Source organism: Peterkaempfera griseoplana (genome assembly GCF_001418575.1).
GTDB lineage: Bacteria > Actinomycetota > Actinomycetes > Streptomycetales > Streptomycetaceae > Peterkaempfera > Peterkaempfera griseoplana.
This window is the reverse complement of record NZ_LIQR01000100.1, coordinates 1-11,169: the sequence shown is the minus strand read 5'-3', so window position 1 is coordinate 11,169 and position 11,169 is coordinate 1. Positions and strand designations below refer to the sequence as shown.

The window sequence follows — 11,169 nt, the reverse complement described above, 5'->3', positions numbered from 1 at the left end:
TTGAGGTCGCCCACCCCGCCGGGGCCGCCACGCCGGGCTCCGCCGGGCGGGTCGAGGTCCTCGGAGTCGGGCCAGGTCCTGAGGTCCACCGGGGCGTCGAAGGACGCGACCAGCTCCCTGAAGATGGCGTCCTGCTCGGCCTGGCTGCCGGCGGGCGGCCGCGGCCCGGCCGGGCGCTCGGCCGGGCGCTCGGCGGGGCGCTCGGCGGGGCGCTCGGCTCCGTCGTCGGGCGTGCCGCCCTGCTGCGCGCCCTCGTCCGGCAGGTCCGCGCCCTCGCCCGTCTTGTCGCTCTCCTGCACCGGTGGTCCCCAAGCCCCTCGTGTCGGTTGCGCCGTCGGCCCGGTCAGACCGGGTCGGCCTCGGCGGCCGGTGCCAGACGGCGGATGAACTCGAGACTGCCGTCGAAGATCGCCTCGGCATCGTGGTCCAGCGTGGCCACATGGAAGGAGCGCTCGCACAGCCGCTCCTCCACCTGAGTGGAGGATATGCGTCCGAGCAGCAGTCGTGCGTTGGCAGGGGAGACGATGTGGTCGCCGGGGCTGCGGAAGAGCAGCAGCGGCTGGGTGACCTGCGGCAGCTCCTGCTGCACCGTGCGCCAGAGCCGGGCCAGCGACCAGGCGGCGTGCAGCGGCGTCCGGTCGTAGGCGACCTCCGTGCGGTCCGGGTGGGCGATGTCACCCCCCACTCCGGGGATGCTGGGGACCAGGTGCCGCAGGACCGGCAGCAGTGCGGTCGCCGGGCTGTCGGAGCGGACGGAGGGGTTGACCAGGACCAGGCCGGAGACGGCGGCGCCGTGCCGGGCGGCCAGGCGCAGGGCCAGCGCGCCGCCCATGGAGAGGCCGCAGACGAAGACCTGTTCGCAGTCGGCGCCGAGGGCCCGCAGCGCGCGGTCCACCTCCGCGTACCAGTCCTCCCACCGGGTGACCTGCAGCTCCTGCCAGCGAGTGCCATGGCCTGGGAGCAGCGGCAGTGAGACGGTGAGACCGTCCGCCGCGAGACGGTCGGCCCAGGGGCGCAGTGACTGCGGTGACCCGGTGAACCCGTGGCACAGCAGGACGCCCACTGGTCCGCCCTTGTGGTGAAACGGTTCGGCACCGGGCAGCAGCGGCATGGAGGGCTCCTTTGCGCGGCAGGGCCCGCATCGTCCCACGAAGGTGCGGAACCGTACAGCGCCCGGGGGGACACCGCCGGACCGGGGGCTCCGGGGGAGAGACTTTGCCCGGATCGGCATTAAGGTTCTATCGGTCCGGGACTCAGGAGGTCAGGCGTTGTTCTACCGGTTCATGAAGATGATCGTCTCCCCACTGCTGCGGATCTTCTTCCGCCCGTGGCTGGAGGGGCTGGAGAACATTCCCGACGAGGGTCCCGCCATCATCGCCAGCAACCATCTGTCCTTCTCCGACTCCTTCTTCCTGCCCGCGCTGATGAAGCGCCGGGTCACCTTCATCGCCAAGGCGGAGTACTTCACCACCCCCGGCCTCAAGGGCAAGCTCACCGCGGCCTTCTTCAAGGGCGTCGGCCAGCTCCCGGTGGACCGCTCCGGCAGCCGCGGCGCCGGTGAGGCGGCCATCCGCAGCGGTATCGCGGTGATCGAGCGCGGCGAGCTCTTCGGCGTCTACCCCGAGGGCACCCGCTCGCCCGACGGCAAGCTCTACCGCGGCAAGGTCGGCGGGCTGGCGCGGGTGGCGCTGGCCACCGGCGCCCCGGTGATCCCGGTGGCGATGATCGACACCGAGAAGGTGCAGCCGCCCGGCCAGGTGATCCCCAACTTCGGCATCCGCCCCGGTATCCGGATCGGCAGGCCGCTGGACTTCTCCCGTTACCAGGGAATGGAGGGCGACCGCTTCATTCTGCGTTCGGTGACCGACGAGGTCATGTACGAGATCATGAAGCTCTCCGGCCAGGAGTACGTGGACATCTACGCCACCGCCGCCAAGCGCCGGATCGCCGAGGACAAGAAGAAGGCCGACGGCGAGCGCAAGGCGGCGCAGAAGGCCGAGCAGGCCGCGGCCAGGGCGCAGGAGGCGGCGGCCGCGGCCGAACCGCCGGCTGCGCAGCCGCAGCCGCAGCAGGAGGCCCGGGAGACGGCGGAGTCCGGGGACGGTTCAGCGGCCGGCTGACACCGGCAGGGGGGCGGGGAACGTGGTCGCAGCAGGCAGCCCGGTGCGGGGCACCGGGCCCGGCGGCGGCATGTCGGTGGAACTGCCGCTGTGGCGGGCGATAGCGGTGTTCCGGATCGCGACGCTCGGCTATGCCCTGATCCGCTATCTGGCCTGCTACCAGCACTACGCCCACCCCGTCGCGGGGTGGCTCTACATGGGCGTGCTCACCGTCTGGACCCTGGCCACCGCCCGGTCGTTCCTCTCCGCGGAGCGCTGCGGATGGCCGCTGCTGTCCGCCGACACGGTGGTGGCCGTGACCGGCATCGTGCTCACCCGGGTCCTCGACGACCCGGCCCGGGTGCTGGCCGGGGAGGCCACCCTGCCGACGGTGTGGGCGGCCGGCACCGTGCTGGGGTTCGCCGCCAAGGGCGGCTGGCGGGCGGCGGCGGCTGCCTCCGTGGTGGTCGGCGCCGCGGACGTGGTGGAGAGCGGCGCGGTCACCACGTCCAACGTCCACAACATCGTGCTGCTGCTGGTCGCCGGGTGCGCCATCGGCTGGGTGATCGAGCTGGCCCGCGCCAGTGAGAGCGTGCTCGCCCGGGCGCTGCAGATGGAGGCGGCGACCCGGGAGCGGGAGCGGCTGGCCCGCGACATCCACGACGGGGTGCTGCAGGTGCTGGCCATGGTGCAGCGGCGCGGCGCCGAGCTGGGCGGGGAGGCCGCGGTGATCGGCCGGATGGCGGGCGAGCAGGAGGCCGCGCTGCGCAACCTGGTCTCCGGGGGCCTGCCGCCCGGCCGTCCCCTGCCCACCGGGGAGCCGGCAGCGGCCGGCCCGGCCCCGTACGCCGCCGAGCCGGCCGGGCGGGGGCCCGACCCGGACGCCCCGGTCGACCTGCGGGCGCTGCTGGGCGGCTGTGCGGGCACCGGGGTCACGGTCTCCGCGCCCGGTACCCCGGTGCTGCTGGCGGCCGCGGCCGCGGCCGAGGTGTCCGCCGCCGTCGGTGCGGCGCTGGACAATGTCCGCAGGCACGCCGGAGCCGGCGCGCGTGCCTGGATCCTGCTGGAGGACGAGCCGGACGAGGTGATCGTGAGCATCCGCGACGACGGACCGGGGTTCTCCCCGCAGCGCCTGGGCGACGCGGAGCGCGAGGGCCGGCTGGGTGTGGCGCTGTCCATCCGCGGCCGGCTGCGGGACCTCGGCGGCAGCGCCGACATCAGCTCCGTGCCCGGCCAGGGCGTGGAGGTCGAGCTGAGGATTCCGCGCCCGCGGGGCGGGAAGGACGGGTGGTCATGACGGCAGCGAGGACGGCGGCGGACGGCCCCGGCCCCGGGGTCCCGCCGATCCGGGTGATGGTGGTGGACGACCACCCGATGTGGCGCGACGCGGTGGCCCGGGATCTGGCCGACGCCGGGTTCGACGTGGTGGCCACGGCGGGCGAGGGCCGGGAGGCGGTACGCCGGGCCCGCGCCGCCGGCCCCCAGGTGCTGGTGCTGGACCTGAACCTGCCGGGACTGCCCGGGGTGGAGGTCTGCCGGGAGGTGGTCGGCCACGACCCCACGGTGCGGGTGCTGGTGCTGTCGGCCAGCGGTGAGCACGCCGATGTGCTGCAGGCGGTGAAGTCCGGGGCCACCGGCTATCTGGTGAAGTCGGCGGCCCGGGAGGAACTGCTGGACGCGGTGCGCCGCACCGCGGCCGGGGACCCGGTCTTCACCCCCGGTCTGGCCGGACTGGTGCTGGGGGAGTTCCGCCGGCTGGCCGCCGAGCCCCTCCCGGCGGACGCCCGCACCCCCGCACCGCCGCAGCTCACCACCCGGGAGACCGAGGTGCTGCGGCTGGTGGCCAAGGGGCTGTCGTACCGTCAGATCGCCGAGCGGCTGGTGCTGTCCCACCGCACCGTGCAGAACCATGTGCAGAACACCCTGGGCAAGCTGCAGCTGCACAACCGGGTGGAACTGGTGCGGTACGCCATCGAGCAGGGTCTGGACGACGACTGACGGCCCGTCGGTTGCGCCCCTGCACGCCCTCTGCCGCTGCGGGGTGATCCGGGTCACACTCGACTCTGCGGGTTCCTGTGCCACCTACACGGTCGGAGGGGAAGAACCATGCGGATCGGAGTGCTCACCGGAGGGGGCGACTGCCCCGGGCTCAACGCGGTCATCCGCGGCATCGTGCGCAAGGGCGTGCAGACTCACGACTACGAGTTCGTCGGTTTCCGCGACGGCTGGCGCGGACCGCTGGAGAACCAGACCATGCAGCTGGACGTCCCCGCGGTCCGGGGCATCCTGCCGCGCGGCGGCACCATCCTCGGCTCCTCGCGCACCAACCCGCTGAAGGTCGACGGCGGGGTGCGGCGGGTCAAGGAGAACCTGGCCAAGCACGAGGTGGACGCGCTGATCGCGATCGGCGGCGAGGACACCCTGGGTGTGGCGGCCGAGCTGAGCAGGGAGGGCGTCCGGGTCGTGGGCGTGCCCAAGACCATCGACAACGACCTGGACGGCACCGACTACACCTTCGGCTTCGACACCGCCGTCAACATCTGCACCGAGGCCATCGACCGGCTGCACACCACCGCGGAGTCGCACCGGCGGGTGCTGGTGGTGGAGGTGATGGGCCGGCACGCCGGATGGATCGCGCTGCACTCCGGGATCGCCGGCGGAGCCAATGTGATCCTGATCCCCGAGCACCCCTTCGACCTGGACCGGGTCTGCGACTGGGTGGAGAACCGCTTCAAGATCAACTATGCGCCGATCGTCGTGGTGGCGGAGGGCGCCCTGCCCGCGGTGGGCGAACTGGTCACCAAGGACGACTCGCTGGACGCCTTCGGCCATGTGAGGCTGTCCGGCGTCGGCGAGTGGCTGGCCGGCGAGATCCAGGCGCGTACGGGCAAGGAGGCCCGTACCACGGTGCTCGGCCACATCCAGCGCGGCGGGACGCCGACCGCCTTCGACCGCTGGCTGGCCACCCGCTTCGGACTGCACGCCGTCGACGCGGTGCGCGACGGCGACTTCGGCACCATGGTGGCGCTGCGCGGCACCGAGATCGTCCGCGCCCCGCTGTCCGACGCCACCGCCCGGATCAAGACCGTGGACCCGTCCCTCTACGCGGAGTTCGACGTCTTCTTCGGCTGAGGCCGCGGTCTGCGGCCGACGGCTGTGCATGATGGAGCATGCTCATCGTCATGTGCGGGCTGCCCGCAACCGGAAAGACGACACTGAGTCGCGCCCTGGCCCGCCGGACCCGGGCCGTCCACCTGCGGATCGACACGGTGGAGCAGGCGATCGTCCGGTCGGGCCTGGCCCGCCACCCGGTGGGGCCGGCCGGCTACGCCGTCGGGTACGCCCTGGCCGAGGAGCATCTGCGGCAGGGGCTCTGGGTGGTCGCGGAGTCCGTCAACCCGCTGGCGGTCACCCGCGACGCCTGGCGGGACGCCGGGCTGCGGGCCGGGGCGGTGGTCGCCGAGGTCGAGGTGGTCTGCTCGGACGAGGCCGAGCACCGGCGCCGGGTGGCCTCGCGGAGCGTGGACATCCCCGGCCTTCCGCTGCCCGACTGGGAGGCGGTCCGCAGCCGTGACTACCAGCCGTGGCACCGCGACCGGATCGTGCTGGACACGGCGGGGCGGGGGGTCAGCGACTGCCTGGCCGAGCTGCTGTTCGCGCTGGACCTGGACGTCCACGACCAGGCTTCCCGGGCCTCCAGAGCCTCCGGGTAGGGCCCGCGGCCCGGCTAAGCCTTCGCCGGGCGGGCCGCCCGTACGCTCCGCCGCACCCCGCGCCGGGCACCGCCCGGCGCGGAGTGCGGGCCGGCTACAGCCGGGCGGTGCGGACGGTGGCCGGCAGCAGGTCGCCCACGATGGAGTGGCCGTCGCGGGTGAGGACCGACTCGGGGTGGAACTGCACCCCGGCGAAGCCCGGTCCGCGCAGGGCGTGGACGTCGTGGGTGAGCGGGTCGCGGGAGAGCTGGATGCCCCGGGCCGCCAGGCGGTCGGCGTCGGCGTCGTCGGCGCGGGCGGTGAAGGTGTTGTAGAAGCCGACGGTCTGACGCACGCCGAAGAGGTCGATCTCCTCCTGCGCGCCCTGGTACGGGGTGTGCTTGCGGTGCAGCGGCAGGCCCAGCTCGGCGGCGAGCAGCTGGAGGCTGAGGCAGACCGCCAGCAGGCCCCCGCGGTGGTCGGCGAGGGCGTCGGCGACCACCCGGCGCATCAGCTGCATCCGGGGGTCGGCCGGATCCCTGGGGTCGCCCGGACCGGGGCCCAGCACCAGCGGGCCCTCGTGCGCCGCGACGGCCTCCCGCAGGCCGGGCTCGTCGTAGCGCCGGACGGTGACCTGGTGGCCCAGGGAGCGCAGCAGATGGGCCAGCATCGAGGTGAAGGTGTCCTCGCAGTCGACCACCAGGGTGCGGGCGCCGGTCGGCGGCACGGGCTGCTGCATCCGCAGCCAGAACGGCGCCAGCCCGGCGCGGCGGGCGTCCAGCGCGGACTGGACGCGGTGGTCCTCGGCGAGCTGGCCGGTGGCGGCGGGACCGGCCGGGCGCGGGGCGGAGCGGGCACCGATGGCGGTGAGCACCCCGGCGGCCTTGGCATGGGTCTCGGCGACCTCGGAGTCCGGGTCGGAGTGGCGCACCAGGGTGGCGCCGACCCGTACGGTCAGCCGGCCGGCGGGGTCGATGTCGGCGGTGCGGATGCAGATGGGGGAGTCCAGCGTCTGCCCGCCGGTGGAGGTACGGCCGATCAGGGCGAGGGCGCCGGAGTAGTAGCCGCGTCCGCCGGACTCGTAGCGGGAGATCACCCGGGTGGCGTTCTCCACGGGGCTGCCGGTGACGGTGGCGGCGAACATGGTCTCGCGCAGCACCTCGCGGACGTCCAGGCTGGTGCGGCCGCGCAGCTCGTACTCGGTGTGGGCGAGGTGGGCCATCTCCTTCAGCCGGGGGCCGAGGACCTGGCCGCCGAGGTCGCCCACGGTGCACATCATCTTGAGCTCCTCGTCGACCACCATGGTGAGCTCCTCCAGCTCCTTGGGGTCGTGCAGGAAGTCCAGCAGCGAGGGGAGGGTGGGACCGCCCGCGGGGTAGCGGTAGGTGCCGGAGATGGGGTTCATCACCACGGTGCCGCCGGTCTGCCGGACGTGGACCTCGGGGCTGGCGCCGACCAGCGTCCGCTCCCCGGTGTGCACCAGGAACGTCCAGTAGGCGCCGCGTTCCTGCTCCAGCAGCCGGCGGAAGAGGGTGAGCGCCAGGCCGGGGCCGAAGTCGCGCAGGGTGCCGGTGAAGTCGCGGCGGATCACGAAGTTGGCGCCCTCGCCGCGGCCGATCTCGTCCTCGATCACCCGGCGGACGATGCCGGCGTACGCGGCGTCGTCGATGTCGAAGGCGCCGCCGTCGAGGTGCACCGGCTGCTGCGGCAGGGCCGGGAGGAGGTCCGCCAGCGGCACGGTGTGCTGCTCGGTGACCCGCAGGGCCTGCAGCGGGGTGCCGTCGTCGTGGGCCTGGAAACCCCGTTCGCGGATCTGCCGGTAGGGGATCAGGGCGAGCAGGTCGTGGACCGGGGTGCGGGAGGCGGGCGCGCCCTCGGGCAGCGGCAGGTCGGCGAGGGTGTCATGGGTGCCGACCTCGCCGAGCAGCACCTCGACGGTGCCGGGGGCGAGGCGGGGGGTGCGGCGGTGCAGGAGGGCGAAGGCCGGGGCCTCGGCGAGGCGGGCCAGCAGGTCGTCGGTCACGGGTGTCCTTCCACGGGTGGGTGGGGTTCCGCTGTCCGGGAAGGTCGCCTCGATACGCCGACGGCCGCCCCGGGGGGCGGCCGTCGTGTCGTCAGGGACGCGCGATCAGTGGGCCGCCTCGGGGACGGTCCACCACCAGGAACGGGTGTACGGCGCGTTCATGGCACCGACTCTAGCGGAATCTGTCCGCCGCGTGTCTCAGTCTGCGGGCATAGGGAAGGGTTCGCGAGTGGCAGGCCGTAGCCTTGGGTGCGTGACCGTGAATGATCTGCACACCTGGCAGTCCCTTCCCGCGGCGCAGCAGCCTGAATGGCCGGACCCCGAGGCGCTGCGCAAGGCTCTTGCGGACCTCGCCTCCTATCCGCCGCTGGTGTTCGCCGGTGAGTGCGACCAGCTGCGCACCCGGCTGGCCGCGGTGGCCCGCGGTGAGGCCTTCCTGCTGCAGGGAGGCGACTGCGCGGAGGCCTTCGACGGCGTGTCGGCGGAGCACATCCGCAACAAGCTGAAGACCCTGCTGCAGATGGCGGTGGTGCTCACCTATGCGGCCTCGGTGCCGGTGGTGAAGGTGGGGCGGATCGCCGGGCAGTACTCCAAGCCGCGGTCCAAGCCCACCGAGACCCGGGACGGCGTGACGCTGCCGGTCTACCGGGGCGACTCGGTGAACGGCTTCGAGTTCACCCCCGAGTCCCGGATCCCGGACCCGGAGCGGCTGAAGCGGATGTACAACGCCTCCGCGGCCACCCTCAACCTGGTGCGTGCCTTCACCACCGGCGGATACGCCGACCTGCGGCAGGTGCACGCCTGGAACCAAGACTTCGTGCGCAACTCGCCGGCCGGGCAGCGCTACGAGTCGCTGGCCAAGGAGATCGACAACGCACTGGCCTTCATGCACGCCTGCGGGGTGGACCCGGAGGAGTTCAAGACGGTGGAGTTCTTCTCCTCCCACGAGGCCCTGGTGCTCGACTACGAGACCGCGATGACCAGGACCGACTCGCGCACCGGCGAGCTGTACGACGTCTCCGGCCACATGGTGTGGATCGGTGAGCGGACCCGGCAGCTGGACCATGCGCATGTGGAGTTCGCCTCCCGGATCCGCAACCCGATCGGGGTGAAGCTGGGGCCGACCACCACGCCGGAGGAGGCCCTCACCCTGATCGAGCGGCTGGACCCGGAGCGGCAGCCGGGACGGCTCACCTTCATCACCCGGATGGGTGCGGGGAAGGTCCGCGACCGGCTCCCCACCCTGGTGGAGAAGGTCACCGCGTCCGGGGCGCAGGTCGTGTGGATCTGCGACCCCATGCACGGCAACACCTTCGAGGCGGCGACCGGTCACAAGACCCGGCGCTTCGACGACGTGCTGGACGAGGTCAAGGGCTTCTTCGAGGTGCACCGTGCGCTGGGCACCCACCCGGGCGGCATCCATGTGGAGCTGACCGGTGACGATGTCACCGAGTGCGTGGGCGGCGGCGACGAGGTGCTGGTGGACGATCTGCACCAGCGCTACGAGACGGCCTGCGACCCGCGGCTCAACCGCAGCCAGTCGCTGGACCTGGCCTTCCTGGTCGCGGAGATGTACCGCGGCGTGTGAGTGTGACGAAGGCCCCCTCGGACACCGTCCGAGGGGGCTTTTCGCATCCTGGAACTAAGGTTAGGCTTAGTGCAGTAAGGCAAGCCTTGGCTCAGGAGGACCGCGCGATGTACGTCTGCAGTTGCCATGCGGTCACCGAGCAGCGGGTGCGGGAGGAGATCCAGGACGGCGCCTCCACGCCCCGGGAGATCGCCAGGGGTTGCGGCGCGGGCACGGACTGCGGATCCTGCGTGCGCCGGATACAGGCGCTGCTGGGCCACCACGGCGCCCGGCCGTGCCCCACCGCGCGGCTGGCGGCGAGGCTGGGCCTGCCGGACGCGGCGTAGCGCTAGCTCTCCGGCTGCTCGACCAGCTGGGCCAGATAGAGCGCCTCGCCGAGGGTGTCCAGCAGTTCCAGCTGGGTGTCCAGGTAGTCGATGTGGTGCTCCTCGTCGGCGAGGATCGCCTCGAAGATGTTGGCCGAGGTGATGTCGCCCTTGGCCCGCATGACCACGATGCCGCGGCGCAGCCGGTCGATCGCCTCCACCTCGACCTGGCGGTCGGCCTCGAACATCTCCCGGACCGTCTGGCCCACCCGGACGTGGAAGAGCCGCTGGTAGTTGGGCAGGCCCTCCAGGAAGATGATCCGGTCGGTGAGGATCTCGGCGTGCTTCATCTCGTCGAAGGACTCATGCCGGGTGTACTTGGCGAGTTTGGTCCAGCCGTGGTTCTCCTGCAGTTTGGCGTGCAGGAAGTACTGGTTGATCGCGGTGAGTTCACCGGTGAGCTGCTCGTTGAGGAACTCGATGACCTCGGGGTCGCCCTGCATGGGTGCACGCTCCTGTCCGTGGATGTGGCCGGTGGGGGAATCGTGGCACCGGGTGGGGCGGAACTTCCAGTAAGTACGGACTTGGGCGGCTTGGTGTGTTTCAGGGGCGGCCGTCGGCGCTTCGGCGGGGCTCTGAGACCATGGAGGCATGGAACGACAGCAGCAGACCGCCCGGCAGGGGGAGGCCGATCCGCGGCTGCCGCCGGGGCAGCGGCTGCAGCGCGGGTGGCCGGTTCTGCACTATGGCCCGGTCCCCAGGTTCAAACCGCTCACCTGGGAGTTCCAGGTCTTCGGCGCCACCGCCTCGGGGGAGAAGCAGAGCTGGGACCACGAGGGGTTCTCGGTGCTGCCGAGAACCACGGTCCGCGGTGACCTGCACTGTGTCACCCGCTTCTCGATGCTGGGCAACGAATGGGGCGGGGTGGCCACCCGTACGGTGCTGGAACTCGCCCCGCCGGCGCCCGACGTCACCCATGTGATGGTGTGGGCCGAGTACGGTTTCAGCTCCAATCTGCGGCTGGCCGACTTCGCCGACGAGCGATCGCTTTTCGCCACCCACCACAACGGGGAACCGCTGACCGTGGAGCACGGATTCCCGGTCCGCCTGGTGGTGCCGCATCTGTACGCCTGGAAGGGACCCAAGTGGGTGCGGGCCGTGGAGTACATGCGGGCGGACCGCCGGGGCTTCTGGGAGGAGCGCGGCTACCACAACATCGGCGACCCCTGGCAGGAGCAGCGCTACTCCTACCAGGAACGGCCGGGCGACGGACCGGAGATGTGAATGTCGGGCCCCGCTGAACAGCGTTGACTCTACGGAACGTCAGCGCCTAGCCTGACCCTGTCACAGGGGGCGGCATCCTGCCACGAGCGGAGAGATCGACATGGGGAATCGACGTCTACTGGTGGTCGGAAGTGGTTGGCAGCCATTCCGTGAATATGCTCTGGCGGCCATGGCCGCC

The 11,169-nt window shown here is 72.3% G+C and carries 11 protein-coding genes and 1 pseudogene; 8 read left to right on the top strand and 4 right to left on the bottom strand.

Going from position 1 to position 11,169, the window contains the following annotated elements; all coding sequences use genetic code 11:
• Both AOK09_RS08250 and AOK09_RS08245 read right to left on the bottom strand, forming a co-directional pair.
• Window positions 1-299, bottom strand: a pseudogene (locus AOK09_RS08250) (hypothetical protein); the annotation flags it as partial.
• A 44-nt stretch (window positions 300-343) separates the two neighbouring features.
• Entirely contained in the window at window positions 344-1,111 is a 768-nt protein-coding gene (locus tag AOK09_RS08245) for an alpha/beta hydrolase (protein WP_055586464.1), read from the bottom strand.
• A 172-nt stretch (window positions 1,112-1,283) separates the two neighbouring features.
• Between AOK09_RS08245 and AOK09_RS08240 the strand changes: the two genes are divergently transcribed.
• The 5 genes from AOK09_RS08240 to AOK09_RS08220 all read left to right on the top strand — a co-directional run bounded on the left by AOK09_RS08240 (window position 1,284) and on the right by AOK09_RS08220 (window position 5,812).
• On the top strand, window positions 1,284-2,120 hold the full coding sequence (locus AOK09_RS08240) for a lysophospholipid acyltransferase family protein (protein WP_079062851.1): 837 nt from the start codon (window positions 1,284-1,286) through the stop codon (window positions 2,118-2,120).
• Window positions 2,121-2,190: 70 nt separating this feature from the next.
• Complete coding sequence (macS, locus tag AOK09_RS08235) at window positions 2,191-3,396, top strand: MacS family sensor histidine kinase (protein ID WP_055586466.1); 1,206 nt, start codon at window positions 2,191-2,193, stop codon at window positions 3,394-3,396.
• Window positions 3,393-4,097 (top strand): response regulator, encoded by a 705-nt coding sequence (locus AOK09_RS08230; RefSeq protein WP_055586463.1) that lies wholly within the window; start codon window positions 3,393-3,395, stop codon window positions 4,095-4,097. Before macS ends, AOK09_RS08230 begins: the two co-directional genes overlap by 4 nt.
• Before the next feature lie 108 nt (window positions 4,098-4,205).
• Entirely contained in the window at window positions 4,206-5,231 is a 1,026-nt protein-coding gene (locus tag AOK09_RS08225) for a 6-phosphofructokinase (RefSeq protein ID WP_055586462.1), read from the top strand.
• Window positions 5,232-5,269: 38 nt separating this feature from the next.
• Window positions 5,270-5,812 carry an AAA family ATPase gene (locus AOK09_RS08220; protein ID WP_055586461.1) on the top strand — a complete coding sequence of 181 codons (543 nt, stop codon included), beginning with the start codon at window positions 5,270-5,272 and terminating at the stop codon, window positions 5,810-5,812.
• A 94-nt stretch (window positions 5,813-5,906) separates the two neighbouring features.
• Here the strand turns inward: AOK09_RS08220 and AOK09_RS08215 are convergent, their stop codons facing one another.
• A complete protein-coding gene (locus AOK09_RS08215) occupies window positions 5,907-7,814 on the bottom strand; it encodes an anthranilate synthase family protein (RefSeq protein ID WP_055586460.1) in 1,908 nt (635 codons plus the stop codon).
• Between the two features lie 268 nt (window positions 7,815-8,082).
• On the opposite strand from AOK09_RS08215, the gene AOK09_RS08210 reads away from it, so the two are divergent.
• Window positions 8,083-9,402 carry a class II 3-deoxy-7-phosphoheptulonate synthase gene (locus AOK09_RS08210; RefSeq protein WP_407675369.1) on the top strand — a complete coding sequence of 440 codons (1,320 nt, stop codon included), beginning with the start codon at window positions 8,083-8,085 and terminating at the stop codon, window positions 9,400-9,402.
• A gap of 107 nt (window positions 9,403-9,509) precedes the next feature.
• Complete coding sequence (locus tag AOK09_RS08205; RefSeq protein ID WP_055586458.1) at window positions 9,510-9,728, top strand: (2Fe-2S)-binding protein; 219 nt, start codon at window positions 9,510-9,512, stop codon at window positions 9,726-9,728.
• Window positions 9,729-9,730: 2 nt separating this feature from the next.
• On the opposite strand, the gene bfr is transcribed toward AOK09_RS08205, so the two are convergent.
• Window positions 9,731-10,210 (bottom strand): bacterioferritin, encoded by a 480-nt coding sequence (gene bfr / locus AOK09_RS08200; RefSeq protein ID WP_055586457.1) that lies wholly within the window; start codon window positions 10,208-10,210, stop codon window positions 9,731-9,733.
• Between the two features lie 148 nt (window positions 10,211-10,358).
• Between bfr and AOK09_RS08195 the strand changes: the two genes are divergently transcribed.
• A complete protein-coding gene (locus AOK09_RS08195; RefSeq protein ID WP_055586456.1) occupies window positions 10,359-10,991 on the top strand; it encodes a sulfite oxidase-like oxidoreductase in 633 nt (210 codons plus the stop codon).
• Window positions 10,992-11,169 lie beyond the last annotated feature (178 nt).